This window comes from Levilinea saccharolytica, from assembly GCF_001306035.1.
Classification (GTDB): Bacteria; Chloroflexota; Anaerolineae; order Anaerolineales; family Anaerolineaceae; genus Levilinea; species Levilinea saccharolytica.
This window is the reverse complement of record NZ_LGCM01000002.1, coordinates 96,073-122,889: the sequence shown is the minus strand read 5'-3', so window position 1 is coordinate 122,889 and position 26,817 is coordinate 96,073. Positions and strand designations below refer to the sequence as shown.

The 26,817-nt window shown below is 60.6% G+C and carries 22 protein-coding genes; 4 read left to right on the top strand and 18 right to left on the bottom strand.

The genetic code is table 11. The annotated features are described in order from the left end of the window. Nucleotides 1–15 precede the first annotated feature (15 nt). Entirely contained in the window at nt 16–654 is a 639-nt protein-coding gene (locus ADN01_RS20165; RefSeq protein ID WP_152973989.1) for an NBR1-Ig-like domain-containing protein, read from the top strand. Here ADN01_RS20165 and ADN01_RS00585 read toward each other — a convergent pair. The 5 genes from ADN01_RS00585 to uvrA form a co-directional block, all read right to left on the bottom strand. Next, a complete protein-coding gene (locus ADN01_RS00585; RefSeq protein ID WP_147239024.1) occupies nt 651–1,994 on the bottom strand; it encodes a TolB family protein in 1,344 nt (447 codons plus the stop codon). The two genes, ADN01_RS20165 and ADN01_RS00585, sit on opposite strands and share 4 nt — an antisense overlap. 8 nt (nt 1,995–2,002) lie before the next feature. Then, nucleotides 2,003–2,800, bottom strand: a complete 798-nt coding sequence (locus ADN01_RS00580; RefSeq protein WP_062418032.1) for a TIGR03943 family putative permease subunit — start codon at nt 2,798–2,800, stop codon at nt 2,003–2,005. Nucleotides 2,801–2,809: 9 nt separating this feature from the next. After that, on the bottom strand, nt 2,810–3,865 hold the full coding sequence (locus ADN01_RS00575; RefSeq protein WP_062418031.1) for a permease: 1,056 nt from the start codon (nt 3,863–3,865) through the stop codon (nt 2,810–2,812). 127 nt (nt 3,866–3,992) lie between these two features. Beyond that, complete coding sequence (locus ADN01_RS00570) at nt 3,993–4,763, bottom strand: LysM peptidoglycan-binding domain-containing protein (RefSeq protein ID WP_062418030.1); 771 nt, start codon at nt 4,761–4,763, stop codon at nt 3,993–3,995. Between the two features lie 110 nt (nt 4,764–4,873). Next, entirely contained in the window at nt 4,874–7,774 is a 2,901-nt protein-coding gene (uvrA, locus tag ADN01_RS00565; RefSeq protein WP_075070830.1) for an excinuclease ABC subunit UvrA, read from the bottom strand. A 246-nt stretch (nt 7,775–8,020) separates the two neighbouring features. Between uvrA and ADN01_RS00560 the strand changes: the two genes are divergently transcribed. After that, on the top strand, nt 8,021–9,343 hold the full coding sequence (locus ADN01_RS00560) for an MFS transporter (protein ID WP_062418029.1): 1,323 nt from the start codon (nt 8,021–8,023) through the stop codon (nt 9,341–9,343). A 98-nt stretch (nt 9,344–9,441) separates the two neighbouring features. On the opposite strand, the gene ADN01_RS00555 is transcribed toward ADN01_RS00560, so the two are convergent. The 10 genes from ADN01_RS00555 to ADN01_RS00510 form a co-directional block, all read right to left on the bottom strand. Further along, on the bottom strand, nt 9,442–9,771 hold the full coding sequence (locus ADN01_RS00555) for a hypothetical protein (RefSeq protein WP_147239023.1): 330 nt from the start codon (nt 9,769–9,771) through the stop codon (nt 9,442–9,444). A 202-nt stretch (nt 9,772–9,973) separates the two neighbouring features. Continuing rightward, entirely contained in the window at nt 9,974–11,512 is a 1,539-nt protein-coding gene (locus ADN01_RS00550; RefSeq protein ID WP_062418027.1) for an ABC transporter permease subunit, read from the bottom strand. A gap of 8 nt (nt 11,513–11,520) precedes the next feature. Further along, nucleotides 11,521–13,086, bottom strand: coding sequence for an ABC transporter permease (locus tag ADN01_RS00545; RefSeq protein WP_062418026.1), 1,566 nt, complete (start codon nt 13,084–13,086; stop codon nt 11,521–11,523). After that, entirely contained in the window at nt 13,083–13,961 is an 879-nt protein-coding gene (locus ADN01_RS00540) for an ABC transporter ATP-binding protein (protein WP_062418025.1), read from the bottom strand. Before ADN01_RS00540 ends, ADN01_RS00545 begins: the two co-directional genes overlap by 4 nt. Nucleotides 13,962–14,063: 102 nt before the next feature. Beyond that, nucleotides 14,064–14,459 carry a helix-turn-helix domain-containing protein gene (locus ADN01_RS00535; protein ID WP_062418024.1) on the bottom strand — a complete coding sequence of 132 codons (396 nt, stop codon included), beginning with the start codon at nt 14,457–14,459 and terminating at the stop codon, nt 14,064–14,066. Nucleotides 14,460–14,624: 165 nt separating this feature from the next. Continuing rightward, entirely contained in the window at nt 14,625–15,254 is a 630-nt protein-coding gene (locus tag ADN01_RS00530) for a response regulator (RefSeq protein WP_062418023.1), read from the bottom strand. A 60-nt stretch (nt 15,255–15,314) separates the two neighbouring features. Further along, entirely contained in the window at nt 15,315–19,349 is a 4,035-nt protein-coding gene (locus tag ADN01_RS00525; protein ID WP_062418022.1) for a sensor histidine kinase, read from the bottom strand. A gap of 12 nt (nt 19,350–19,361) precedes the next feature. Continuing rightward, a complete protein-coding gene (locus ADN01_RS00520; protein WP_062418021.1) occupies nt 19,362–19,745 on the bottom strand; it encodes a VOC family protein in 384 nt (127 codons plus the stop codon). Between the two features lie 21 nt (nt 19,746–19,766). Continuing rightward, the gene (locus tag ADN01_RS00515; protein ID WP_062418020.1) at nt 19,767–20,696 is read right to left on the bottom strand and encodes a GNAT family N-acetyltransferase; all 930 of its coding nucleotides are present in this window, start codon (nt 20,694–20,696) and stop codon (nt 19,767–19,769) included. A gap of 108 nt (nt 20,697–20,804) precedes the next feature. Beyond that, nucleotides 20,805–21,659 carry a hypothetical protein gene (locus ADN01_RS00510; protein ID WP_062418019.1) on the bottom strand — a complete coding sequence of 285 codons (855 nt, stop codon included), beginning with the start codon at nt 21,657–21,659 and terminating at the stop codon, nt 20,805–20,807. Between the two features lie 332 nt (nt 21,660–21,991). Here ADN01_RS00510 and ADN01_RS00505 point away from each other — a divergent pair, with 332 nt between their 5' ends. Further along, nucleotides 21,992–22,423 carry a DUF2087 domain-containing protein gene (locus ADN01_RS00505; RefSeq protein ID WP_062418018.1) on the top strand — a complete coding sequence of 144 codons (432 nt, stop codon included), beginning with the start codon at nt 21,992–21,994 and terminating at the stop codon, nt 22,421–22,423. A gap of 39 nt (nt 22,424–22,462) precedes the next feature. After that, a complete protein-coding gene (locus tag ADN01_RS00500) occupies nt 22,463–23,368 on the top strand; it encodes an alpha/beta hydrolase (protein WP_062418017.1) in 906 nt (301 codons plus the stop codon). A 74-nt stretch (nt 23,369–23,442) separates the two neighbouring features. Here the strand turns inward: ADN01_RS00500 and ADN01_RS00495 are convergent, their stop codons facing one another. The 3 genes from ADN01_RS00495 to ADN01_RS00485 are packed head-to-tail and all read right to left on the bottom strand — an operon-like array spanning nt 23,443 to nt 26,807. Next, entirely contained in the window at nt 23,443–23,745 is a 303-nt protein-coding gene (locus ADN01_RS00495) for an antibiotic biosynthesis monooxygenase family protein (protein WP_062418016.1), read from the bottom strand. Between the two features lie 27 nt (nt 23,746–23,772). After that, on the bottom strand, nt 23,773–25,845 hold the full coding sequence (locus tag ADN01_RS00490; protein ID WP_062418015.1) for a C45 family peptidase: 2,073 nt from the start codon (nt 25,843–25,845) through the stop codon (nt 23,773–23,775). Continuing rightward, nucleotides 25,842–26,807, bottom strand: coding sequence for a carbon-nitrogen hydrolase family protein (locus ADN01_RS00485; protein ID WP_160318343.1), 966 nt, complete (start codon nt 26,805–26,807; stop codon nt 25,842–25,844). Before ADN01_RS00485 ends, ADN01_RS00490 begins: the two co-directional genes overlap by 4 nt. Nucleotides 26,808–26,817 lie beyond the last annotated feature (10 nt).

Below are 26,817 nucleotides of genomic sequence, written 5' to 3'. Positions count from 1 at the left end.
ATGAAAGGCAATCTCATGAGAAAAACTCGATCTCTTCTGCTCTCGATCACCTCCCTGATCCTGCTGGCCGCGCTGGCCGCCTGCGCCCCTGCCGCCACCCCCGACCCCAGCCCCCTGCTCACCGCCGCCGTGCAGACCTACCAGGCGCAGCTCAGCCAGACCGCCGATGCCGCCCCCGATACCCCCACGCCAGCCCCCTCCAACACGCCCGAACCCCCGGCAGAAGCCTCGCCCACCCCACCTGACCTGCCCACCGCCGTCCCTCAGGTGGATGATAAGGCGGAATTTGTCTCGCAGTCGCCCGAAGACGGCAGCGAGGTGGGGCTGAAACGCAAATTTGACGCGGTTTGGGTGCTGCGCAACACGGGCAAAACCACCTGGGATAAGCGCTACGCCCTGCGCTACTTCAGCGGGGCCGCCCTGGGCGAGCGCGCCGCCTATTTCCTCCCCAAAGATGTCCCCCCAGGGGAAGAGGCGCGCATTGTAGTGGATATGATCGCCCCCGGTTACGCGGGCGACTTCACCACCATTTGGGTGCTTTCCAACGCAGATGGGGTCAACTTCTTTGATGTGTACTTAAACGTCAAGGTAGTAGAGAAGACGCGCACCCCCACCCGCCGCCCCACGAACACCCCAGGAACCCCCACGCCCTAAGGCAGCCAGTTCGGCAAAGCTGCGTCTTCAGCTACACGCAGGAATTGCCCGTCCCCCTGCCGCACCCACACTTCCGGCCGGTAAGCGGATGCGCCCAAAGAAAGTTGTTGGTAAACCAGCGCCTCGCCCTGCGGCGACCAGCGGTAGGCTGCGTGCGTCTGCGTGAAATCATCCGTCAAAGCCCGCGCCTCGCTGCCGTCCGCGCGGATCAGCCACAGCTGCTTGCTCACCGGCCCATCCAGGCTGCGCAGACCTGCTAACAGCCATTCACCGTCCGGCGACCATTCCGGTTGCGCAAATTCGGTCAGGCTGAAATCACCTTTCAGCGGGAAAGGCCGCACCTCACCGCTTTCCAAATTGGCTTCATACAGCGTCACCAACGGCGCAGCGCTGGTCAGCTGCATATCCAGGTAGGCCATGCGCCGCCCATCCGGCGACCAGCTGCCCACCATGCCCATCTCCGAGGGCAGCAGCAGATCTTCCCCGCCTCCGCTCAGGCTGACCATGCGGATGGCTCCCGCCACACCGTCAAAGAAGGCCAGGCGCTGTCCGTCCGGCGACCAGACCGGCTCAAAACCGCTCACCTCGGGGTCAGCATACAGCGGCGCAGCCTGCCCGCTGGCCAGATCCAAAAGCTCAATGCGCGGCAGGCCCGGCTGACCGGTGGTGCTGCTTACCCTCCGGCGGCTGTATGCCAGCTGGCGCTCATCCGGCGACCAGGCCGGGTTGGTGCACATCTCCTTGCCGCAGTTCACCAGTAGTTCACTTTCGCCCCCCTCACGGCTCACCCGCCACAAATCCACCCCGGCGGTATCGTTGCGAATGGACACCGCCACCCAGCGGCCGCTGGGACTGACGCCAAAATCAAACACCTTGCCGCCGCTCTGCGTCAGGGGCTGCGCCGGGCTGCCGTCCAAAGCGGCCCTCCACAAATCTGGGGATTGGGCCGGATGCAGATACACCACCTGCGCAGGCCGCACCTTCACTTCCCAGCGCCCCTCACGGCGGGTGACCTGTCCGTTGGGGCCAGGGGCGCCTGCCGCCAGGATCAGCGTGTAATTTTCTCCCGCCGCTAACGCCTTTTCAGGCCAGATTTGCAGGGTAGATCCTTGCCATTGGGTGCGCACCGCCGTCTCCGGTTCCAGGCGCACATACGCCTCAACCCCTGTCAAAGCCGTATCCCCTGCGTAGATCAGTTCCAGCGGCCCGCGGCTGCCCACCTCCGCCGCGGCCAATTCCGGCAGGCGCGCCCCCCGCAGACTGCCGATCAGCATCACCCCCAACAGCGCGGCTGCCAGACCCGCCAGGATGGTGATCACCAGCCGATCAAACGATTTCATGCGCGCACTCATGGGAACAAATACGGTTGTTCAGGCTGCGGTGCCTCCTCCACCTGCTCCGCCGCAATCTGCACCTGCCATCGACCGCCCTCCTGCACCATCTTCACCGTACCGCGTACCTGCACCCAGCCTTGATCAGCCAGTTTCTCAGCCTCCGGCCAAATCACCGGCAAGCCAAGAGCCGCCGAATCGGCCACACAGCAGGTGATGGTGAAGCGCCCGATCAAAAATTGATCCGCGGGCATGCCCGCTTCGCGCACCACAAACCCCGTCACCACCGCCGGCAGGCCGTCCAGCTCAGCCGGGTTAGGGCTGTCCTCAGCCGCATACAGCCAATCCAACACCGTGCGCTCTTCCGGCGGAATCCCCAAGACCATTCCTCCCGCAGCCGTGCGGCTGACCGCCGCGTTGGTGCTGATCCCGCGGTTGGCCACCGCGCTGGCGTCCAGCGGTTTGGGTGAGAAAAGCAAACCCAGCACCAAAGGCAGCGCAACCCACATCAAATGACTGGCCTGACGCGTGCCGTGGTCGTGATCGTGGTCATGCGTGTGATCATGCTCCTCGGCTCCCGAGTGGGCATGGGGCGGCTGCACCTCGCCTGTCAACAGGCTTTGCCGCCGCTGCGCCAGCTGGCGAAACACCATCTGCGCCAGCAGCAGCAATCCCAAAGCTGCCAGCAGCACCAGGAGCACAAAGCGCTGGTTGATATAAAACAGGATGGTCCCATCCCAAACCCGCAGCAGCAGCCAAAATCCCAGCCCTGCCGTGATCAGCCCCTGAAACATCGCGTAACGGTGATCGCTCATCGGTCTCTCCTACCCGCCCGCCCACAGGTTGAAAATTGTGCCAGCCAAAAGAGTCATCAGCAGCGGCAGCAGGATCAGATACGCCACCGTGCGCTTGCGGAAGACGCGCAGGAACATCAGCGTGCTTTTGATGTCCACCATCGGGCCAAATACCAGAAACGCCAGCACCGAACCAGAGGTAAACGTAGAAGCAAAAGCCAGGGCGATGAAAGCGTCCACCGTGGAACAGATGGAAAGCAGCACCGCCAGCGCCACCATTACCACCACCGACACCAACTGCCCCTGAGAAACGCCCAGCAGCGCCGAGCGCGGCACCAGAGTCTGCATGGCCGCCGCCAAAAACACCCCCACCACCAGATAACGCCCCATCTCGAAGAACTCATCCACAGCGATGATCAGCATGCGCTGGATCTTGGCCCCCAGAAGAGGCTCCACGGGGGATGATTCTTGCGGCTCCAGGCTCAAATTCAAACTCATCGGCTGTGCCGCGGGCAATAGCTGTTCCCCCATATCCCCTGCGCGTGAGAAAATCAGCCCGGTCAGACTGGCAATGAGAAAGGTCAGGCCCAACCGCCCCCAGAAAACCAGCCCAGGGCCAAAAGCCGCCAGGGTGCTGGCCATCACAATGGGGTTAATCACCGGAGCCGCCAGCAAAAAAGCCACCCCCATCGGCAGCGGCAGCCCTTTTTGAAACAGACGCCGGGTCAAAGGCACCACCCCACATTCGCACACCGGGAAGAACAACCCCAATAGGCTGCCCCCCAGGGCCGCCCCCCACCCGCTGCGCGGCAGCAGCTTGGCCATCGCCGCCCGGTCCACAAACACCTCCACCAGGCCAGAAGCCAAGGTGCCCAGCAGCAAAAATGGGGCCGCCTCAATGAAGATGCCCAGGAATACCGCCGTCAGATTTTCAGCGGTGCGTACCGCCCCGGCCAGAGCAGGCGGCAGTACAGCTCCCCACCCTTCCAGGCGGCTGCCCAATCCCCCCAGGATCAAAAACCCAAACGCCGCCCACAGCCCCCAGGGGATCAGCTTCGTGCGGAGGACTTTGCCTGCTTCAATCAAACCGTTCTCCTGTCGTGGATCGCCGCGATCCGCCGGATGTCACCGTCGGCATCGCCGCCGTATTTGAAGAAAAAGATCCCGTTCTCCAGTTGAAAAACGGGATCTTTTTGGAACCCTGTTGCCAAGTTTACGGTTGTTTCGTCGCCGTGAGTGTCGCAGTCGGCGGGGCGGGCGTGCCGGTGGTCGCCGGGGTGCTGGTGGCTGCCCGTGTCGCGGTCGGCGTTGCGATGTTTACTGGCACAATCACCAGTTGGCCCGCAAAAATTTTGTTTTGGTCCTCGAGCAAATCGAGGTTGTTCTTGCGATTGTAGTCGTTGGTGGCTTTGATAATCTCTTCCACCGTGCTGTTGAAGCGCGAAGCCACTTGATCCAACGTTTCTCCCAGTTTGATCGTATACTCCACCTTGGTGCCGCGCGGCAGGTCCAAGGGGACTGGGGTTTCTGTGGGCAGCTCCTGACCGGGCGCTGGGATCAAAATCTTGTCTCCGGGTTTAATCGGGCAGCCCGAGCCGAAGTTGTTGATCGCCAACAACACCAGCAGGTCCACTTTGTTATTGACCGCAATGTCCCAGCACGTATCATTCTCTTTGACCGTGTACTCAACCGGTCCCGAGGGGGTCACAGTTTCCGTCACCGTCGGCGTCATGGTTTCAGTCGCCGTTGCGGTCGGGGTGACGGTGGGGGTAATGGGCGTAACTGTCGCTGTGTTCGTGGGGGTTGGGGTATCGCTGGCAAAAAGGGAAATGCTCGGGCCGTTCCCGCCCGTCAGCCACACCACCAGAACAATGATCCCCACTGCAACCAAAAGCACCGCCAGGCCGCCAATTAAGAACGGCATCATCTGCTGGCGGCGGTGGTAAGCGTCAATCACGCTTTGGGGAGAATTTTTTCCACTCATAGGGTTTCCTGTTTGCTATGCCTCAAATCGTTGCCAGGTCACCAGAGCCCTGACGCATACTTGAGGTTGAGAATAGGACAACAGGTTTGATTTTACCTGAGTTTTTCCGATTACGCGAGTCTCGCATCAGAACGACTGCTGCTAAAGTAATTCGCCAGGAACTGCCCTGTGTAGGATTCAGCCGTCTGCGCAATCTCTTCCGGTGTCCCTTCTGCGATCACCCGCCCGCCGCGGTCTCCGCCTTCCGGCCCCAGGTCAATCACATGATCGGCTACCTTGATAATATCCAGATTGTGTTCAATAATCAACACCGAATTTCCCGCATCCACCAGGCGCTGAAGCACCTCAATCAGCTTATGCACATCCGCCGCGTGCAGGCCCACCGAAGGCTCATCCAGCACATATAGTGTGCGGCCTGTGGCGCGCCGCGAAAGCTCTTTGGCCAGCTTCACACGCTGCGCCTCGCCGCCCGAAAGCGTGGTCCCCGGCTGTCCGATGCGCACATAGCCCAGCCCAACTTCATACAGCAGGCGCAGCTTATTCAAGATGGACGGGAAGGCAGCAAACAGCTCCATCCCTGCTTCCACCGTCAAATCCATCACATCTGCAATGGAGTGATCCTTAAAACGCACCTGCAGGGTCTCACGGTTAAAGCGCGCCCCGTGGCACACATCGCAAGGCACATACACATCCGGCAGGAACTGCATCTCAATGCGCAGCTGTCCCTGCCCCTGACAGGCCTCACAGCGCCCGCCGTGCACGTTGAACGAGAATCTCCCCGGTTTATACCCGCGCATCTTGCTTTCGGGCATCTCCGCGAACAATTGGCGCACCTCATCGAACAGCCCCGTGTAAGTGCCGGGGTTCGAGCGCGGTGTGCGCCCGATGGGCGACTGGTCAATGTTGATCACCTTGTCCAGGTGTTCCAGCCCCTCAATGCGCTCATACGCCCCCGGCTGGGTGTGCGCCCGGTTCAAATCCCGCGCCAGGATGGCGTAAAGGATGTCCACCATCAAAGTGGACTTGCCCGAACCCGATACCCCCGTGATGCACACCAGTTTCCCCAGGGGGATATCCACGCTGATGTTTTTAAGATTGTTGGCCGAAGCGCCCACAATGCGCAGGTGCTTGCCGTTGCCGGTGCGCCGCTCCGCGGGCAGCGGTACGCTCACCCGCTGTGAAAGATAGGCCCCGGTCAGCGACTTTTCCGATTTAAGAATATCCTCCAACTGCCCCTCGGCGATCACCCACCCCCCGTGAACGCCCGCCCCCGGCCCCAGATCCACAATCCAATCCGCGGTGCGGATGGTCTCTTCATCGTGCTCCACCACCAGCACGGTGTTGCCCAAATCGCGCAGGTGCTTGAGGGTGGCCAGCAGGCGGTCATTATCGCGCGGGTGCAGGCCGATAGACGGCTCATCCAGCACATACAGCACCCCCATCAGCCGCGACCCAATCTGCGTCGCCAGCCGGATGCGCTGCGCCTCTCCGCCCGAAAGCGAGCTGGCCGAGCGCCGCAGGGTCAAATAGTCCAGGCCCACATCCACCAAAAAACCCAGCCGGTCTACAATCTCTTTCAGAATGCGTTCGGCGATCATCTGATCGCGGTTCGAAAGCACCCCTTCGTGGATCAGACGCTTCGTCCATGCCAGGGTACGGTTCACCGGCCAATCGGTTACATCAATGATGTTCTGCCCGTCCACCGTCACCGCCAGCGCCTCAGGGCGCAGCCGTTTCCCCTGGCACGAGGGGCAGGGCCGGTCGCTCATAAACTCTGTAATCTTGCTGCGGATGAATTCCGACTGGGTTTCACGGTAGCGCCGCTCCAGGTTGGGGATCACACCCTCAAAAGCGGTTTGGAAGGTGGCCTGCCGGTCGTTGCGCTGATAATGCACCGTCACTTCGCGCCCTTTGGTCCCGTACAGCACCAAATCCAGCTGTTCTGGTGAAAGCTCCCGCACCGGCCGGTCCAGATCAATCTGAAACGACTCCGACACAGCCTCCAGCATCTGCCAGTAATAGGTCGAATTGTCGCGCGCGTTGCTCCACTCCATCGCCACAATCGCGCCGTCGTTCAGGGAACGGTCTGTATCCGGAATCAGCAGGTCGGGGTTGATTTCCAGCTTGCTGCCCAGCCCCTGACACTCCGGGCACGCGCCGTGGGGCGTGTTAAACGAAAACGTGCGCGGCTCAATCTCCGGCAGACTGATGCCGTGTTCCGGGCAGGCCAGGAACTCCGAAAACAGTAAATCCTGGCTGGGTTCAGCCGAGAGGTTTTCCACCGTCAAATAGCCCTCACCCACCTTCAGGGCGGTTTCCACCGAGTCGGTCAGGCGCGAGCGCATGGAACGGGCTTCCTCTTCCTCATCGGCCTTGGTCAGCACCAGGCGATCCACCACCGCCTCAATGGTGTGCTGCTTGTAGCGGTCTAACTTAATTTCATCATCCAGGCTGAACACCTGCCCATCCACCCGCACGCGCACAAAACCGGCTTTGCGGATTTCATCCAACACCGCCTGATACGTCCCCTTGCGTCCGCGCACAATCGGCGCCAGGATCAGCAGACGGCTGCCTTCCGGCAGGTTTTCCAGGGTGTCCACAATTTCCTGCGCGCTCTGCCGCGCCACCTCACGCCCGCACACAGGGCAATGCGGAATGCCCACCCGTGCGAAAAGCAGGCGCATGTAATCGTAAATCTCGGTCACCGTGCCCACCGTGGAACGCGGATTGTGGCTGGTGGATTTCTGATCGATGGATACCGCCGGGGACAGCCCGTCAATGTAATCCACGTCGGGTTTATCCATCTGTCCCAAAAACTGCCGCGCATACGCCGACAGCGATTCCACGTAGCGGCGCTGCCCTTCTGCGAAAATCGTATCGAACGCCAGAGAAGATTTGCCGGAACCCGAAAGACCCGTGATCACCACCAGCTTATCGCGAGGGATCTCGACGGTGATATTCTTCAAATTATGTTGGCGCGCGCCAACCACGCGAATCACATTTTGAGACATGGGGAACCTCGTTCATTAAGGTAAAACGATTATAGCACAAATGTTTTATAATGGGACTCTGCTGTCCCATCCAATCATGCAATGCCGACACGACGCAAACGGTTATTATACCACTCCGCCCGCGCCGCCTCAGAGCGGCGTCAAACCCTGCCGGGCAAAACCCCGCGCCGTTTTCAACTTGTTTTTCAACCCTGCCTGTATAATCAACACAGAGTCATTTATCCTGGTTTTATGGAGCAGATCGGTATGGAAGAACAATTGCATAAGCGCGCTATTCAGGCCTGGGTGATGTACGACTGGGCCAATTCAGCCTTTGCCACCACCATCATGGCGGCGGTTCTGCCCGTTTACTACGCCACAGTGGCCGCCGGAAACCTCCCACCCCACATGGCCACCGCCTATTGGGGCTTCACCACCTCCATCTCAGCTCTGATCGCCGCCCTCATCAGCCCCGTCCTGGGGGCCATGGCCGACTTCCGCGGTTCAAAAAAGCGTTTCCTGACCATCTTCATGCTCATCGGTGTCACCAGCACCGCCCTGCTCTACTTCGTACGCACCGGCGATTGGCTGCTGGCTTCCCTCTTCTTCCTGTTCGGCAACATCGGCTTCGCCGGCAGCCTGGTGTATTACGATGCCCTCCTGCCGCATGTGGCCAGACCCGATGAGATTGACAAAGTCTCCTCCCGCGGCTACGCCATGGGTTACATCGGCGGCGGCATCCTCTTGGCGATCAACCTGGCCATGATCCTCTTCGTCCCCAGCTTCTTCCCCGCCGAGCAAGAGGGCGAAATCACCCAGCTGATGACGCGCCTGTCCTTTGTCACCGTCGCCGTGTGGTGGTTGGTGTTCACCTTCCCGCTGCTGCGCCGCGTCTCCGAGCCGGAGCGGCGCATCATCCGCGGAGAAGAGGGCTTTAGCCCCATCCAGGCCGCCTTCAGCCGCCTGGGAAACACCTTCAAAGAGATCCGCCGCTACCGCGACCTGTCCTTCTTCCTGCTGGCCTTCTGGGTGTATGCCAACGGCATCGGCACCATCATCACCATGGCCACCGCCTATGGGGCCGAGATCGGTATCACTCAAAACACCCTCATCGGCACCCTGCTGATGGTACAGTTCCTGGCAGCCCCCTTTGCCATTCTGTTTGGATGGCTCTCCAAAAAGCTGGGGGTGCGCCCTTCCATCTACCTCTCCCTCGGCATCTACACCGTCATTGCCATCGCGGGTTACTTCCTGCGCTACGAATGGCAGTTCTGGACGCTGGGTGCAGCCGTCGCCACCGTGCAGGGCGGCAGCCAGGCCCTCAGCCGCTCGCTCATGTCGCGCTTGATGCCCAAGAGCAAATCTGCCGAATTTTTCAGCTTCTTCAGCGTTTTTGAAAAGTTCGCCAACATTGCCGGGCCTTTCCTCTTCGGCGTGGTCTCCACCCTGATGGGCGAAAGCCGCCTGAGCATCGCCTCGCTGGTGGTTTTCTTTGCCGTGGGCATTTTCCTGCTCAGCCGGGTGAATATTGAACGCGGCATCCGCGTGGCGGAGGAAGATGAACAGCGCATGATCGCTGAAGCCGCCTGATCTCACCTTTTTGGATCACCACGACAGGGCAGCCAAAAATTCGGGCTGCTCTGTCGTATTTTCCGCTCAAACAGCTCCTTGCCCTTTCATCGCCTACTTCAAAAAGGCCATTGAATTCCAGAGTAAATCAGCGCAACCCCGCCGGAGTCCAGGCTTCGCAGCGTGATCCCCACCTCGCCGCCCTGATACGAAACCTGAAAAGCAGATTTCTCGTGTTTTCCAGCACGATTGGAGCGAAAACCTTGCGGGTAATCGGCGTCCACCGCGAACACCCCTTTGGGAGTCACCACCACGCCATGCAGGTGAATGGGTTTTGCCAGAAGGGACTCCAGACTTTGCGCCAACGCGGTGGAACCCAAATTCTGCGGCGCCAGCGCGGCGCTGCGCCAACCCTGAGTCAGCCAGCCCTGCGGTTCGGCGGGTGACATCGAAACATTTTTCGGTCCCGTACAGCCGGCCAGGAGCAGCAGTATCATCAGAAGGAAAGTAAACTTGGCGGTCTTTCTCATGATTATTTCCTTATCCGTGGCAATTGATCTGCCTCAGTTATATCCGAATGCCATAAAAAACTCCCCCATCGCGGGGGGAGTTGAGCACTGGCCGGGTGGATAGGTCTATCCCTGGTCTGCCTCAGCGGCTTTTCATCTGCATTTGCCGGATGAGGAAGGCCGCAGCCGTCAGACCCAACGCCAATGGGGCATAAAAATACCAGGGGCTTTGCGGGCTGGTACCGACAAAATCAAAGGCGGGCACCCGCTGCATCACCCCGTACATCCACAGCACATAGATCACTTCAAAGGGTTTCCCGGAACCGGTCAGCACGCCCAGGGCCAACGCCAGCGAAGGGACGAACATGGCGCCCGCCAGCCAGGGCAGCAGACTGGCCCATGCACCCGCAGCCAAAAAGCGGATGAACGCGCCGGAGCCCAGCAGCGCCAGCACGGCAATAGCCGCCAGCCACAACGCAGGCAGCTGGTTGAGCAGCGGCCGCGGGGCCGAGAACAAGAGTTGGCGCATATCGCAGCGCGCCTCCCGGCAGCCCATTTGGCTTAGGCGCAGGATCGGCCACACCCAGGCCGCGGCCAGCAGCATCCGGGTGGAATCCAGGTCGCTCAGCAGCTGAGCCAGGATCAAGCCGCCTGCGGCGGCATACCACCACCAGGGCTGACCTTTCAAGAACAATTTCAACTCGGCGGTGAAAAGCGCATCAAACCGGAAACCGGCCCGCGCGCCGCTCAGCGGGGTCAGGCGGGGGTTGGGGCGCGCGGCGCGCTCCACAGCTGCCTCCGGCTCCACCTGGGGGGCATTGCGCTTTTTGGGCGGTTTGAGGCGAGATGGGCTGAAGCGGTCAAAGAAAACCGCCGCCAGCAGGGTGAGCATCAGCGCCGCAAAAACAAAGAACAAGCGGCACAGCACCATCTCGCCCGTCCAGGGGATGCCGTGATACGGGAAATAGCGAGGGACCAGACCGCTGGTGAACGAAAAGGCAAACCCGCCCTGGCTTTCGGGGTAGGCGCGCAGCGCAGCCAGTGCAATCTGGTCGCCGATCAGCCGAAAGCCGGTAAAATCCAGCAGAGGCTGGTAGGTTTCGCCTTCAATGCTGGGGATCAGGCTCAGGATAAAAGCGAAAAAGTAAACCAAATTCCCCAGCCCGCCGCGCAGCCAGGGGATGGTATCGAACAGCACAGCCAGGGCGGCGACCAGCGCCAGGCAAGGCAGCGCGATGAGCAAAATCGGGGCAGATATGGCCCACAGGTCCAGGGGCGCGCCCATCGCCAGATTCATGACGACCCCGGCAGCCAGCAGAATCAGCAGCATCACCCCCAGAACCGCAAGGTTGCTCAGCCACTTACCCAGGGCGTACAGCGGACGAGTCAGCGGTGTGGCCGCCATGATCTGCCCCACGCCGGTCTCGTAATCGCGCGCCACCGAGCCTTTGACCAGGTAAAACCCAAACCAGCCCAAAAAGAGCGTGGCGGTCATGGCCATCAGCGCGCCAACCCAATGGGAGTTGATCTCCCCTACGTAATCGGGCGGCACCCGCAGGATGATCTGCTGGCTGGCGCTGGCGTATCCCAGCCAGACCACCAGCCCCAGCATCATCAGGAAACTGTAGCGGCGAACTCGCTCCAGAAAATCAGCGCGGACAATGGCATAGAGGATGTTCATGCGGTCACTCAGTGTTGAAGCTGCCGCTTTCGCCCCCAAAAGGCAAGGGCGAACAAGGCCAGACTCAAGAAAAGGTAGATCGGCCAGTGGCCCGAAGCGTGCAGGCCGGTGAAATCCAGCTCCAGCACATCGTTCAGCACGCCCAGATACCAAAAGACAGCGTACACCACCTCAAAGGCCTTGCTGCTGCCCGTCCAAACGCCCAGCGCCAGCGCCAGCGAGGGGATGAACAGCAGCCCGGCCGCCAGAGCGGTGAAACTCGTCCAGTCCCCGGCCAGAGCAAAGCGCAGCAGCGCGCCGCCGCCCATCAGCAGCGACAGGCTCATCCCGGCCAACCAGGCTGCCGGCAGTTGGCTCCGCAGCGGCCGCGGCCCAGAAAAAACGAATTGCCCGGTGGCATAACGCGCCTCACGGCAGCCCAGCCCGCTCCACACCAGCAGCGGCCAGATCAACGCAGCGGGCAGCACCCAGCTCCGCAGGTTTTCCAGCGGCAGAACCAGCGACCCGCCGATCAGCCCCAGCGCGGCCAGATACCACCACCAGGGCATCCCGCGCACCGTCAAGCGCCATTCGGCCAGGAACAAACGCCCAAGCGAAAACCGGGCAGAGGCAGCTGGCAGCCGGGTCAGGCTGATGCTTTTTTGTGCAGCCGCGGGGGCTGCCGCCGTCGCAGGCACCTCGGCCGCTGGGGATGCGGATTTTTTCCGCCGGGGCATACCGGCTTGAGAAAATCGGTCAAAAACCACAGAGCTGGCCAGGGTCAGCCCCAGCGCCAGGGCCCAAATCCCCAGGCGCGGCAGAAGCAGCGGCAGCGTCCAGGTCACCCCCGCCCAGTGAAACGGTTGGATATTGCCGCTGGCTGGAACCAGGCTCAGAGCCAGGCCGCCGCTGTAATCAGGGTAGGCGGCTTTGGCCGCCTGCGCCATACTGGTTTTAAACACCCCAAAGCCCAGCCAATCCAACACCGGCACGGCTTCGCCAAACATAATGGCAACCAGCGCGATGCCCATGATGAAGCCAAAAAAGTACACCAGGTTGCCAAAACTGCCGCGCAGCCAGGAAATGCACTCAAACAGCACCGCAATCGCCGCCACCAGGGCCATGAAAGGCAGCGCCACCAGCAAAAACGGGGATATCAGCGCCCACACGTGGATGACGGCGTCCTCGCGTTGAATCAGCTGCATCACCAGAGCGGCGATCATCAGCGCAAACACCATCAAATCCAGCACGGCCATATTGCTCAGCCATTTGCCCAGCAGGTACAGCGGGCGTGAGAGCGGGGTGGCCGCCATGATCTGACCCACCCCGGTCTGGTAGTCGCGGGCGATGGCCCCCTTCACCAGATAAAAGCCAAACCAGCCGAGCAGGAAGTTGACCACCAGGGTCATCATGCTGCCCACCCAGGCCGAGTTAAACACACCGCGGTAGGTTTCCAGCCGCAGGGTCACTTGACCTATGTTGACCAGATAACCGAGGTACAGCACCAGCCCCACCATCACCAGGAAACTGGTGCGGCGCGTCCGTTCCAAAAAATCGGCCCGGGCCAGGTGATACACGCTGTGCAAGTTTCTCATTTGGATGCCCCCTCCTGGCTGACCTCGCGCAGATACACATCTTCCAGGCTGGGTGCCACGCATTCTGCCTGAGGCGCGGGCGCAGTTTCGCTCACCACCCGCACTTGCATCCCGTTTTCACGGCGCAGCACCCCGCTGACAAGATATTCACGTTTGAGTTCAGGCAGCTTATCCGCTGAGATCACCCACTGCCAGACTTTGCCGTCCAATAGGGTCAAAAGTTGCTCCGGTGCAGCGTGCTGAAGTTTACGCCCCCGGTTAATCATCACAATTTCAGAGGCAGCCGCCTCCACATCCGAGACGATGTGCGTGGACAGGATAATGATGCGGTCCCCAGACAGATCCGTGAGCAGGTTGCGGAAGCGCACCCGTTCCTCCGGGTCCAGGCCGACGGTCGGTTCATCCACAATCAGCAGCTGCGGATCGTTGAGCAGGGCCTGGGCGATGCCCACACGCTGTTTCATCCCGCCCGAATAGCCGCCCAAGGGTCGTTTGGCCGCTTCCACCAGGTTGACCACCTGCAGCAGTTCTTCAATGCGGCGCCGGGCGGCTTTGCTGTCCAGGCCTTTAATCGCGGCCATATATTCCAGGAACTCGACTGCATTCAGATTGGGGTAAATCCCAAAATCCTGCGGCAGGTAACCCAGCACCGCGCGCAGCGTATCCGGCGACTTTACGATATCCACATCGTTCCACAAGACCGTGCCCGAGGTGGGCTGGTTGATTGTTGCCAGAATGCGCATCAGGGTGGATTTCCCGGCTCCATTGGGGCCGAGCAAACCCGTGATGCCGGGGGTCAATTCCAGGCTGAAATCCTTCAGCCCAAAAAAGTCGCGGCGGTATTGTTTGGATAGATTCGTGATGGTGAGTTTCATTGTTTTTTCCGTTTCGTCATGTTTTTTGTTTTTTGATTCATGAAGCGGTTGATCCAGCGGGCGCGGTCCTTAACCCTGCGGCGGCATTCCCCTGTCGCGGGTTCACGGGATCGAGCTGCTGCCCTGGCAGATTCCCTTTGACCTGGAAAACTGGATCAACGCCTGCATGCTGGCAACGATGGTTTCAGGCAGGTCGGTATGGCAAAAAACGGCGTCGGTGCAATCCACCGGCAGGTCCGCATCTGGGCGGGCGCACACGACCAATATTTTCACATACGGGGCCTGCTGGCGCAGCGCCGTCAACCGCGCGCACACCGGCCCACCCAGCAATTCCTGGCTCAGGATCACAAAGTCGGGCTGAACAGCCGCAGCTTCGCACAATAAGCCCTCCATACTGTTCACCTGCTCGATAATTTGCACATCCAGGCGGGTCTCCAGCAGCAGCGCCAGGGCCGAACGGAAGGTAGGAAGTGGGTGAGCCAGCAGAATTCGGTTCATATCGCATCTCTCTTTCTGCTTTAAGTGTAGGCCCCTGGCCTTTTTCCTGCCCCCTCCGAGAGTTGGGTACGGCCTTGGCCGGATGGGTAGTTCTGCCCTGTCCCGCAAAATAACGGGTCCCTCGCGGCAGAGGAACCCGTTGCTTGCATCCAAAGCCGTCTGATATCACACCAGTTTCTTATTCATCGCCGTGGTCACAGCTGCCACACGGTTATCGACGCCTAATTTCATCAGGATATTGCTGATGTGGTATTTGATCGTCGAGAGGCTGACCACCAACCGCTCCGCAATTTCAGCGTTGTTGAGGCCTTCCACCATCAGCTTGAGCACTTCGCGCTCGCGCTCGGTGAGGATTTCAGCCTCCTGAGGCTGCTGGCTAAAGTGAACCAGGGCCTGGGTGGCTTCGGGTGAAAGCGTCACCTTGCCTTCTTTGGCCGCGCGGATGGCAGCAGCCAGCTCGCGGGCGCTGACATTCTTCATCAAATAACCAATCGCCCCCACCCGCAGCGCGTTCTGCACCAGTTCATCTTCCTGAAAACTGGTCAGGGCGATGACCTGAATGTGGGGATACTGCTTCTTGATGGCTGCCGTCGCCGCCACCCCATCCATCACCGGCATCATCAAATCCATCAGGATCACATCTGGTTTCAGCAGCCCCGCGCGTACAACGGCCTGTTCGCCGTTTTCAGCCTCCCCCACCAGTTCCAAATCGGGGTTCACACTCAGAAATGCGCTCAACCCGGAGCGCACCACCGCGTGGTCGTCTACAAGCATAATGCGGATGATGTCAGACATAAGCAGCCCTTTCCCTTTGGCAGTCGTTTTTCAATTGGTTCTCAGTTTCCCGTCGATCCATCACCACACAACGGTGATTTGCGTCCCCTCACCGGGTTCGCTGTAAATGGTCAATTTTGCACCGATCGCCTCGGCGCGTTCCCGCATAATCTTCAAGCCCAGGTGGTCAGCCGTCACCGTGGACGGGTCAAAGCCCACGCCGTTATCCGCCACCATCAGCCGCACAGTTTCCTCGCTGCACCGCAGAGTCACCACCGCCTCGCTGGCCTTGGCATGCTTGACCACATTGTTCAGCGCCTCCTGCGCCAGGCGGTACAGCCCCACCTGCACATCCGCAGGCAGCTTGCGTTCCCCCATAGCACTGAGCTGAATGTTGATCCGCGAGCGGCCCGACAGGGCCTCGGTCAGCTGCCGCAGCAGCGTCGGCAGCGGCACCTCCACCAGGGCGTTAGGGCGCAGTTCCACCAGCAGCGTGCGCATTTCTGCCAGCGCGCCGCGCGTCAGCTGGCGAATTTCCTCCAACCGCCGGCGGCCTTCATCCGGGTTCATCGCCCAAATCTCAGGCAGCACATCGGCGATCAGGGTGGTGGAGAACAGGGTCTGCGTCACCGCGTCGTGCAAATCGCGCGCCAGGCGGGTGCGCTCGGCAATGACCGCATCTTGCGCGGCCTTTTCCCGCAGGCGTTCATTGGCCAGGTTCAGTTCCTCCGTGCGCTCCGCGATGCGCTGTTCCAGGGTGCGGCGGTGTTCGGCTTCCTGCGCGGCCAGCCTCTCAGCCGCCCGTTTTTGGGCGTCAATATCGTTGAGCAGCCCCACCAGATACAGCGGCTTGCCCTGCGGATCGCGCACCAGGCTCATTGAAATCTGTGTCCAGAATACCTCGCCGTTCTTGCGCACATACCGCCGCTCAGCCACGTAATGGGTCATCTCACCGGACAGCAGCTTTTGAAAACTTTCGGTGGACGAAGGGAAATCCTCTGGGTACGTCACCATCGCTGGGCTGCTGCCGACCAATTCTTCCCGCGTGTACCCCACCATCGCCGTCATCGCCGGGTTGGAATCTAACACAATGCGGTCCAGCGACATCAGCCCCATCCCCACGGCGGAGTTTTCAAAGATGGCCTTAAAGCGCGCTTCCGATTGGCGCAGCTCTTCCACGGCGCGTTTTCGCTCGTCAATATCCTCGGCGATTACCACCAGATACAACAGCTTTCCGTCCGCCTGCCGCACAGCCGAGATGCTCTGGCGCATCCACTGCACCCGGCCGTCCTTATGCACGTAACGCTTTTCCGCCTGAAACGAATCGCGCTTCCCGGCCAAGATTTCACCCAGCTCCACCCGGCCGATATCGCGGTCGTCCGGATAGGTGATCCCCTGACCGCCCAATCGCATCAATTCCTCTTCGCTGCGGCCGGCCAACTTTTCCAGCACGGGGTTCACGCTCAGCACGCGCCCATCGGGGGCGATCAGGCTGATGCCGATGGCGGCGTTTTCGTACATGGCCCGAAAACGCGCCTCAGACTCCCTCAATTTCGCCTCTACCAGCTTTTGCTCATCCACCACTGCTTGCAGTTGGGCGTTCTGCGCGCGCACCGCCCGCACCCGCCATTGAAATCCCGCCGCCACCAGCGCCAGGAGGCCCACCGCCAACCCCACGCGGAAAAACCAGGTCTGCCAGAAAGGCGGCGTGACCGTCAGCGGCAGCGAAACCCCAGTCTCATTCCACACACCGTCGCTGTTAGCAGCGCGCACGCGAAAAGAATAATTTCCGCCCGGCAGGTTGGTGTAACTGGCGTAGTTGCGTGTCCCGGCCTGCACCCAATCCTTATCGAAGCCCTCTAATTTATAGGCATACTGATTCTTGTGCGGAGCCTGGAAGTCGAGAGCGGCGAATTCAAACGAGATGAAATTCTGGTCGTAGTTCAGGCGAATGCTTTCCCGCGGGTTAAACGTCTGAGGGGTGTTGAAGACCGAGAACTGGGTGATGACCACCGGCGGTGGCAGGCTGTCGCGCTGCAGCCGCAGCGGGTCGAACGCGCTGAAGCCGTCAACGCCTCCCACGTAGAAATCGCCGCTGCGGCTCTGAAAATAGGCGTTGGAATTGAATTCGTTGCCTTGCAGGCCGTCACTTTTTTCATACAACTGAAAGGTCTCTGCCTGCGGGTCAAAGCGCGCCACGCCGTGATTGGTGGTCAGCCACAAAAAGCCCTGCGAATCGCGCAATATGCCCAGGATTGAGGGGTTGGGCAGGCCGTCCTTCTCCATGTAGATCTTAAACTGCCCTGTCTGCGGATCGTAGCGGTTGAAGCCTGCTTGAGTTCCCAGCCAAACCATGCCGTCTGGGGTTTGCAGAATGGTCCACACGCCGTCATTGCTGAGCGAGTTGGCGTTGGTCGGGTCGTGTTTCAGGCTGGTAAACACCGCTGCCGCCGGGTCCAGGCTGGCCGGGTCCGCAAGGTTCAGCCGGTACAGACCGCCGCCCCAGGTGCCTGCCCACAATTCATCTCCCACTAGGCCCAGGCACACCGGCGGCGCAGGCAAGGGGTAGTTCACAAAGCCCCCGGCAGCAGGATCAAACCGGGAGAGGCCGGAAAAATTCGCCGCCCACAGCCGTCCCGCCCGGTCGCGGATGATATGCGTCACCTGGTTTTCCAGCAGGCTGTGGGGGTCGGCAGGGTCATTTTGATAATGGGTAAAAATACCCGTGCGAGGGTTAAAGTGGTTCAGGCCGCTGCCCAGGGTGCCCACCCACAGGGTGTCGTCTGCATCCGCCCACAGGCTGAGGATCATATCCCCGGAGATGCTCTGTGGATCCTCCGGGTCAGAACGGAAGGCGCTGAATTCACCGCTGGCCGGGTCAAAGCGCACCAGGCCGCTTTCAATGCTCCCCAGCCACAGGATGCCGTCGCTGGTTTCGGCGAAAGCGCTGGTGTGGTTGCTGGGCAGGCTGTTGGGGTTGGATGGGTCGTGGCGGTAAGTGCGGAATTGCAGAGTATCCAGGTTGAGCTTATTAATGCCCGCGCTCAGCGTGCCCACCCAGATCACCCCGGAGCGGTCGGGCAGCACCGTGAAAGTGTTATCGCTGGACAGGCTTTCCAGATCGGCGGGGTTGTGACGGATGCTGGTCAGGTGCCCATCCGCTGACAAGCGCCACAGCCCGCCCGACCAACTGGCCGCCCACAGCGCGCCGTCGCGGTCAAAGGCCAGATCGGTGAGGTTGTTATCCGTGATCTGACCGCCCGGAGCAGGGGTAATGTCATAATGTTTGCAGGCCCCGGTCTGCGGGTTGTAATGGTCTAATCCACCGCCCGCCACCCCATAGCCGCCGTACGCGATCCAGAGGCTTCCGTCCGGGTCGGCCAAAAGATCCGCAACGTTGGGTGAAGCCAGGCAGCTGCCCGTTTTTTCCAGGCGTTGAGCCGTGCCCGCGGCCGGGTCAAACAGGCTCAAACCCGCCCCAGGCGTGCTGAAAGCCCCGCTGCCCACCCAAATCTTGCCGTCCGGCCCAGGCAGCAGCACCGAGAGGGTGTCGCTCGCCAGGCTGGCGGGGTCGTTGGGGTCGTGACGGTACGGGGTGAACGTCCCGCTGGCCGGGTCAAAGCGGTTCAGCCCGCCAAAAGTGGCCGCCCAATAAACGCCCTGCGCATCGCGGAGGATATCCGTCACAATGTCGCTGCTGATCGCGTTGGGTTTGGCGGGGTCTGGGGTGTAGCGCGTGAAGGTCTGTGAGGCGGGGTCAAAACGGTTCAGGCCGCCGCCCCAGGTGCCAACCCACAAAAACCCGTCCGCGTCCTCATACAAGGCGATGATGCTGTTGTGGCTGAGGCTGGTCGGTTCCTCTGGGTCATATTTAAATTGGGTCAGAGTGTAACCGTCGTAGCGGTTCAATCCGTCCTGCGTGCCAATCCACAGATACCCCTGATGGTCTTGCAGCAAGGCCAGACCAGCGTTTTGTGAAAGGCCGTCGTCAATGGTGAGGTGTTCAAAGCGCACATGCGCGCCAGGGGCAAAGGTAGTGCCGCCGCTTTGGGCGGAAACCGGCTGAAGGACAGCCAGGATCATCAGAATGGGCAGAAAGAAGATGAAGCGGCGCATAAATCTCCCCGGTTACACGGTGATTTCAATCCGATTGCCGTCCGGATCCAGGATCAGGCTCTCGTAGTAGCCGTCCCCGGTCACGCGCGGCTGCCCAATCACCGCATGGCCGTCGGCAGCCAGCCGCTGAGTCAGGCGCTCCACCCCTTCGCGAGACCCCACAGAAAAGGCCAGGTGAGCATACCCTGGCGGCTGTGCTTCGGTTGGGCGGGCGCCCAGCCCAGGTTTACGCATGAGCTCGATCCGCGCCCCGCTTTCAAATGTCAAAAAAACAGATTCAAAGTGGGTTTTTGGATTGGTGTATTTGGGTTGAGCGGTGGCGTTAAAATAGGATTCGTAAAAAGAGACCAGGGTTTCCAGTTGGTTCGTCCAGAAGGCGATGTGTTCAATACGCATGCGAGCCTCAATGCAGGAATCTTACCATTCTTTGACCCAGGCTTCGCACAAATCATAGGCAGTAAATCCCAGAGACGCATAGAGCGCCCCGGCGGCTTCGGAATACGACCCCACCGTGCAGAGCGTTGCACCCAGGCCGCGCACGCGGCGCAGGCCCTCGGCCATCAGGGCTTTGCCCAGGCCCTTGCGCTGGTAATCAGGGTGGGTGCCTACCGGCTCAAAAGCAGCCGTGCGAGTCACATCGTCAAACCACAGGGTACAAAACGCCGCAAATTCACCATTGGGAGCCGCCGCCACCAGATCCAGGTCTCGCCGGTACAGCGGGGCGCGCTGCACATTGGCGTACCAATCATGCCCCTGATATTTTTCATCCGGTTCATCCGGGTGGAAAGCCTTCCAGGATACCCAACTGCGCGCCGGGTGTTCGTTCACATCCCCCAACGCGCGGATCGTGAATCCCTCCGCTGGTTGGAAATCAGGAATGGGGTCGCGCAGATCGCGGCGGCGCTGATGTTCGGGCAGCCACGTGCCGCGCGTGTACCCGCGCCGCTGCAGCAGCGCCTGCCGCTCCGGGTCGTTTTCATGTGCCCACACGATCAGCCGCTGACGTCCGTCAGACTGCGTGGTGGCAAATTGGATTTCCGCCGCGGAAATCATCTCCACTTCCAGCTCAGAACTGCGAAATTCAGGATGCACCTGCAAGAAAGCCTCGCCAGGCCCATCCGGGTTGAGCACCGCCGCCAACCGGCCTTCGTTGGTTTCCCACATAAAAATCGCGGCCGAGAGGTCGAATCGGAAGATGTTCTCGTTGACATGCCAGCGCCAGTAATCCCAACGGTACAGCGGCCAGCTCATCTCGCGGCGCTGGTTGGCCAGGAACACATCGCGCAGGAAAGCGCGAATCTTCCAGTGATCCTCATCTTGTTGATATTTACGCAGTGTGAGTTTCATAGTTTCATCTTACCTTCGTCTTTTCGAATCCTCCCTCACCCTGGGGGGAGTCCGCCCCTGGTCAACCGGCCAGGGATTCTGCGGCAGCGCCGCGTCTTTGCGGGGCGTTCAGGCCGCCCGGCGCAGGCTCACCACCAGCCCCGCCAGCAGGCCCAGGTCCAGCAGGCCGCGCAGCCAGAGCGGCAGGAACAGAAAGCTGATCAGCACCAGCACAACCACCGCGGCCAGGCTCACCGCCAGGAAGGGCAGCCCCTGGGCGCGCCGGGTATACAGCACCCCCGCCGTCCCGAAAATCCCCAGAGCCGTCAACCAACTGAGGATTTCCAAGAGCGTCACCGCCGCAGAGGGAGCGCGGCCTTCCGCGCGGGCCTTGAGCGTATCCAACATTTTTAGCTCCATGACCGTATCCGGGATTTCCATGGCGACCACTGCCGCCGCGGGCATGAAGGTGGGGTCAAAACTTTCCCGCACCACCAGGCGGGTAAGCGTTTCATCTTCAGGAAACAGCCCAAACACGAAGGTCCACACCGGCCGGCCGTCCTCGCCAGCAGCCTGCCATCCAAACCACTGGTACGGCTCGATCACATGCACCGCGCTGGGGCACACACTGCCCGACATGCAAATGGGCGTGCCCACGTGCGGGTTCTGGAATTCGGGCACAATCTGATCAGCCGTGTGAATGTCAAACCCCAACAGGTTTTCCAGCCAGTCATAGCTGTACCACCCGCCCCGCCCCTGCCCAAACTGCAAAAGCCACGGCCAAATGACTTCCGGCGCCGCCGCGATGCTCACCGCGCGCGTCCAGCGCGCCCCGCTCAGGTCGCCGGGCATGCTGCGCGCCAGATCCTCTGCGTTGGCCCCCCACCGCAAATGGAAAGGCCGCAGAGCGGTGTACCCCAAGATCAAGACAAATAAGGCCGTACCGATCAGCGTCAGGGTTCGTTTCAGTTTGTTGGGCTTCATGGTTACAATCCTTTAAGATGAAAATGGTCGGCGGCGTGGGTCATCTCCACCATGTTCTCATTTTATTCCGGCTTCCCGCCGCGCTCCCCCACCCCAGTGGGAGTCTGCCCCTGGCCACATGGACAGGTTTGCGCGCCTCGCCCTCCGCCGCACATCCTCCCACAAGCAGCCCGCCGGAGCTGCGCTGCGGGATTCTGACTGATCGGCCAGGTTCAGGTTGGGTCAAATGGCCTGGAAGAGATGAAACCAACGGCGGGGGAGGATAAATCGGAACGGCATTAGAATAAAGGAAATACTGCCGTACTGACCCATACAAGAATAAGGATGCTCCAATGTCAGAAACAATCCATATCACCGCGGAACAATTCACCAAGCGTCTGGTTCACCTCTGCCTGCGCGGCCTGCTGAATATTCCCAAAGACCTGACCGATCAACATATTCTACTCAAAAGCGCCGCCCTGTCCATCGGCACGGCCGGGCCGCTGACCGAAAAAGAGCTTAACGACCCGCTGCAAGCCTGGCTGGACATGGTGAACGCGGCCGCCGAAATTGACCGGGTTTCGCTGCGCCGCTGGATGGTAGACATGGGCTACCTCAGCCGCGATGCGGTGGGCAGCCGTTATGAAGTGCGCCCGTGCGGCGTCAACCTGGCGGAATTTGACCCGGCCATTGACCAGTTCAGCACCGCCGAAATCCTGCAATCGGCGCGCGAAGAAGTGGAGCGCAGAAAACAGGCCTATTTACAGAAGGCCAAAGGGACGTAAATCATGGAAAGTTTACAAAGTCGATTCATCAAAAGGTTGATGCGCCGAAACCTGCGCACCCTGGATGCATTGAATATTCGCGTTTGGGACGAAAACACCTCCGTGCCGGTCTGGCGAGATTACTGTGAAGCCGGTGCAGCCAAAGCCCCCATGCCCAAAGGGCTGGAGGTGGTGCCTGTCAAAATCCCCGGGCTTCCGGCGCATCTCTCCGCCGAGTGGCTTCAGCCCGCCGCGCCGCGAGAAGAAGCCGTCATTTTCTACACCCACGGCGGAGGCTATATCTCCGGTTCCTGTTCTGATCACCGCGCGCTGGTCGCCAAACTGGCCCTCAGCACCGGGCTGAAACTGCTCTTGTTCGAATACCGCCTGGCCCCAGAGTACCCCTACCCAGCGGCATTGGAGGATACCCTCACGTCCTACCGCTGGATGCTGACCCAGATCCAGCCTTCTACAAAAATCCTCATCGCCGGGGAATCGGCGGGCGGCGGTCTGTGTCTGGCCGCTTTGCTGGCCCTGAAAGACCTGGCCGCCCAGGGCGAAGGGCTCCGGCTGCCCGCGGCGGGGGTAGCCATTTCCCCCCTCACCGATCTGGCCATGACCGGCAAGCCTAACGGGATCAAAGGCTCCGTCGAGCCAGAGAATATGAATGCCTGGTGCTGCAAGTATTACGTGGGCAGCGGCGACCCCACCCACCCCTACATCTCACCCTTGTACGGCAGCTTGCAGGGTTTGCCCCCGCTGTTCATCACGGTGGGCACGGATGAAGGCCTGCTGGATGACGGCCTGCGCTTTGCTGAAAAAGCCAAAGCCGCGGGCGTGGAAGTACGCCTGATCGTGGGCGAGGGACAGACCCATTGCTACCCCTTAATGCCGGATTTCATTCCAGAGGCCAAGTACGCCATGCGTGAAATCCGCGCTTTTGTCCAAAAGCACACCGCTTCCTGAAAACACAAAACCGCCGCGTGGAATTCCACACGGCGGTTTTTGATTCCCAGGGTCAGATCGTAGCTCGCGCAAGATCAGCCCTGAAAATTACGGACCTGTTCCAGAAAAGTTAATTGGGTCGATGCCCGGTCGGCCAGCGCAGCATAACCGGCGATCTCCTGCGGCCCACTGCGCAGCACCTCGCCGCAGGCGCGCACCGCCTCCATGCTCTCCCAGTGCATGATGTTCACCCACCCGTTTTCCCCTTTGTTAAACTCCAGGTCAATGAAACCCTTGAACGTGGCCTTGAAGTAGGCGTAGTATTTTTCCGCTTCCAACAGGAACTGCGCCTCATCCGCGCCTTCCTTCAGCTTGTATTGGATGATTTCGGTGATCATGAGATTCTCCTGGTTTAGATTTGTTTTTTATTCCAATGCATCCACAATCTGCCGGGCGCGTACCTGCGCGCGGGTATAGGCGCGCACCGCCCTGGCATAATCCGCCGCCTCCCCATCCACAGGCATAGGCCGAGCAAGATCTGCTTCAGCCGCATCGAGCAGAGCCTGCAGGCGGGCGCCAGCCGCATCCTGCGGATTCAATTTCTCCAACCGAGCGCGGGCAGCGGCTGCGTCCTGCTCCGCGGTCTGGCGGGCAGCCGCAGTCAACGCGGACGGGCTGGAAGCCAGGCGCACTTCCCAAAACGCGTTGGTTTCGCCGTAAATCGGCGTTGCACCGGTGGGTGAATGCGGCGGGAGGCCGCGCTTGGCCGTGCCCACGCACAGCGCGTAGCGTCCCCCCTCACCGCGCTCAGGCTGCATCACTGCCACCAGAGCGTTCGAGGCGTGCCCGCTGGCATATTCGCCCCATGCGCCGGTCTTGCGCCACTGCTGCGTGACGTGCTTCCAATCCCCTTCCGGAAGGCTGCCAGCCGTGCGGTACAGCCGCCGCATGAAATCCGCGTCAATCTGCCCCAGTCCGGCGTTCAGCTGTTCAAATGCGTAGCGGTTTCGCCCAAAACTGTTCAGGTAAATATAAGCAAACAGGCTTTGGGTTTGCGCCTCCTGACCGACGGCGCTCAGCCCAGTTCCAAACGAAAGCGTCTTGGGGTACCATCCGGCGTGTTCATCCCAATCCCAATTATGACGCTGGGCTTTTAGCCATGCCGCCGCTTCTGCCGCGCGGCTGAGGGCGCTGTTGTTGGCCAGCAGAAAATCGGTTTCGCCCATCTGCCCCGCCGTGCGGATAATTTCCGGCTCCTGCCGGCTCTCGGTGACAAACCCACCCTGCTCATCTGCCCAAAATCCCCCAGGATACCCCACGCCGGAGAAATCCCCGACGTCGCCGATCGGGAATGAGGCTTCCATCTGGCGGGCCTCCTCCGCCGAGCGGGCGAAGCGCAGGATGTGGAACACCGCTGTGCCCAGGCGAATGCCGTACCCCCAGCTTTGAGGGGCTTCGATCATCTTGGGCGCCCCGCCGTGATGGACATACGCCAATCCCTGATTGTTCATCCCCGGATGTCCCATCATGTACACCGGCCCAATCTTGGGCAAATCGCCGGTGACGGAAAAGGGGGTGTAGATAAATGGATAGCCGCTTTCGGGGTAAATCACAAGGGTGGCCATATAGCCGCAATCATGGTCGCCGGAAGAGCCGCACACCAGGCGCCCATCGCGCGTAGCGCGTCCCCAGGCGGCATGCCCAGAACAGGCGGGCGGATAAAGATCATCGGGTAAACCGCCGTCCAGGCCGAAATAGTCCCGCGCCGGGGGCCGGCATCCGGTCCAGATATTGAGTACATCTTCATAGCTCATCGGCACACCGGCTTCCACCGCTCCAGCCGCCCACCCCTGGCAGAAGCCGATCATTTCCGGCGCGTGCTGCTGCATTTGCGCTTCCCACCGGCTCAATTCCAGCTTTTCCGCCTCGCTGAAGGGCCGTCCAGCCTGCCGGGCGAACACCCATTTTCCAAAAATCTCAACCACCTGGCGCGCATATTGGCGGCCCATCTCAAAATCAGACCCTTGCAGCAGGATGATCGGGTTGACCGGCGGTACAATCGGCACGTCTCCGGCGAAGAGAATTTCGCTGTTTCGCTGCGCCAAGGGGCGTTCCGAAATCGGCAGAGGTTCCTCACTGCCCGAAAGAAGTGCATGGTGCAGGCTCTTAGCCTCAGCGTTGGTCTGCCGGAGCTGCACCAGCGCATCCGACCAATCCGCCTTATCGCCCGACTGCATGGCGCGGGCTGCAAACCACTTACCCTGGGTCAAAGACACCATCACCTGATCAAACTCCCAGATGCGGCGGGTCTGCAGATGATGGCGGCAGTCCATTTTGGCCAGTTCCATGTTCGCCAGGGCCAGCGTGGTGCGTGCCGTTTCCACCAGACCCCGCGCTTTCAGCGCCTGCCCGTTGCGGTTGGCAAACGCCATGAAGCGCGCGGCCTGTTTGATTCCATCAAAGTAACTTTCCTTTTTCTTGGGGTCGTGGGGTGTCATCCAAAATTCTCCATGCGAACCGTTGAGGCTTTCTGTTTCCGCAGCGAGCTAAAATGGTAGGATAAGCTGCCGCGCCACTCCATCAGGCGGATAATTTCGCGCCCCGGTGAGCCAGGGTAGATATACCGGCTGTACTTGGCCGGGCGGGTCTGCTTTTTCAGCGCCGGGTCGAGGGTCACACTTCCCACCAGGACGGCTTCTTCGTCACCAAGCTGAGCGGCCAGGGTTCCATCCGCGTCCAGCAGCGTGGAACGCCCCGAAAAACGGAAGCCCTGCGGCACGCCCAGGGTGGTGTCAGGCACAGGGGAGTTCCAAGGTCCGCTCTTGTTGCACATCAGCACCGGCACGCCAAACCATTGGTTATACAGGCGCGCCACCAAACCAGGGCGGCCGTTGAGCTGATCAATGTCCGCCTGAGAGGTCATTTTGGTCGTCTGGGTGGGGGTGCAGTAAGAGTGCGGCATCAGCATCAGGTCAATCCCGCTTTGCTGGATGGCGCTGGCCACCTCGTAGGTGTGGTTGTCAAAACAGATGCCCACCCCGATCCGCCCCAGATCGGTATCCACATAGGGGTTTCCCCGTTCCCCTTTGAAGAAGTAAGCTTCCCACATCGAAGGGCTTCGTTTGCGCACCGCGCCGGCGATTTTGCCCGAAGGTTCCGCCAGAACAAAGGTGTTGAAGAAATGTCCGTTTTTGGCTTCCAGAAAGCTGGTCCCCACATAAACACCCAGATTCCTCGCGGTTTCTCCCAGCCAGTGCACGGTGGGGCCGTCGAAGCATTCTGCCGCGTCCCACAATTCCGGGGTCAGCCGGTAGCCCTGGGGCATGAATTCCGGAAACAGCACGCACGCTGCGCCCTGAGTTTTGGCCAGTGCAGCCATGTGCGAAGCGCGCGCCAAATTATCCAAGATGCAGCCGTCCTGGCTGATCATCTGAGCCGCCGCGAGGGTTACGGTTTTCATGTTGGCCTCC

Excerpts from the sequence above, each read along its gene's own strand:
- ADN01_RS00500 (WP_062418017.1), top strand. The coding sequence starts at position 22,463 with ATGCGCCGAAACCTGCGCACCCTGGATGCATTGAATATTCGCGTTTGG.
- ADN01_RS00515 (WP_062418020.1), bottom strand. The coding sequence starts at position 20,696 with ATGAAACTCACACTGCGTAAATATCAACAAGATGAGGATCACTGGAAG.
- ADN01_RS00570 (WP_062418030.1), bottom strand. The coding sequence starts at position 4,763 with ATGAGTGGAAAAAATTCTCCCCAAAGCGTGATTGACGCTTACCACCGC.
- ADN01_RS00510 (WP_062418019.1), bottom strand. The coding sequence starts at position 21,659 with ATGAAGCCCAACAAACTGAAACGAACCCTGACGCTGATCGGTACGGCC.
- ADN01_RS00505 (WP_062418018.1), top strand. The coding sequence starts at position 21,992 with ATGTCAGAAACAATCCATATCACCGCGGAACAATTCACCAAGCGTCTG.
- ADN01_RS00540 (WP_062418025.1), bottom strand. The coding sequence starts at position 13,961 with ATGAAACTCACCATCACGAATCTATCCAAACAATACCGCCGCGACTTT.
- ADN01_RS20165 (WP_152973989.1), top strand. The coding sequence starts at position 16 with ATGAGAAAAACTCGATCTCTTCTGCTCTCGATCACCTCCCTGATCCTG.
- ADN01_RS00490 (WP_062418015.1), bottom strand. The coding sequence starts at position 25,845 with ATGACACCCCACGACCCCAAGAAAAAGGAAAGTTACTTTGATGGAATC.
- ADN01_RS00550 (WP_062418027.1), bottom strand. The coding sequence starts at position 11,512 with ATGAACATCCTCTATGCCATTGTCCGCGCTGATTTTCTGGAGCGAGTT.
- ADN01_RS00495 (WP_062418016.1), bottom strand. The coding sequence starts at position 23,745 with ATGATCACCGAAATCATCCAATACAAGCTGAAGGAAGGCGCGGATGAG.
- ADN01_RS00555 (WP_147239023.1), bottom strand. The coding sequence starts at position 9,771 with ATGTCACCCGCCGAACCGCAGGGCTGGCTGACTCAGGGTTGGCGCAGC.
- uvrA (WP_075070830.1), bottom strand. The coding sequence starts at position 7,774 with ATGTCTCAAAATGTGATTCGCGTGGTTGGCGCGCGCCAACATAATTTG.
- ADN01_RS00545 (WP_062418026.1), bottom strand. The coding sequence starts at position 13,086 with ATGAGAAACTTGCACAGCGTGTATCACCTGGCCCGGGCCGATTTTTTG.
- ADN01_RS00485 (WP_160318343.1), bottom strand. The coding sequence starts at position 26,807 with ATGAAAACCGTAACCCTCGCGGCGGCTCAGATGATCAGCCAGGACGGC.
- ADN01_RS00525 (WP_062418022.1), bottom strand. The coding sequence starts at position 19,349 with ATGCGCCGCTTCATCTTCTTTCTGCCCATTCTGATGATCCTGGCTGTC.
- ADN01_RS00580 (WP_062418032.1), bottom strand. The coding sequence starts at position 2,800 with ATGAGCGATCACCGTTACGCGATGTTTCAGGGGCTGATCACGGCAGGG.
- ADN01_RS00535 (WP_062418024.1), bottom strand. The coding sequence starts at position 14,459 with ATGAACCGAATTCTGCTGGCTCACCCACTTCCTACCTTCCGTTCGGCC.
- ADN01_RS00560 (WP_062418029.1), top strand. The coding sequence starts at position 8,021 with ATGGAAGAACAATTGCATAAGCGCGCTATTCAGGCCTGGGTGATGTAC.
- ADN01_RS00585 (WP_147239024.1), bottom strand. The coding sequence starts at position 1,994 with ATGAAATCGTTTGATCGGCTGGTGATCACCATCCTGGCGGGTCTGGCA.
- ADN01_RS00520 (WP_062418021.1), bottom strand. The coding sequence starts at position 19,745 with ATGCGTATTGAACACATCGCCTTCTGGACGAACCAACTGGAAACCCTG.
- ADN01_RS00530 (WP_062418023.1), bottom strand. The coding sequence starts at position 15,254 with ATGTCTGACATCATCCGCATTATGCTTGTAGACGACCACGCGGTGGTG.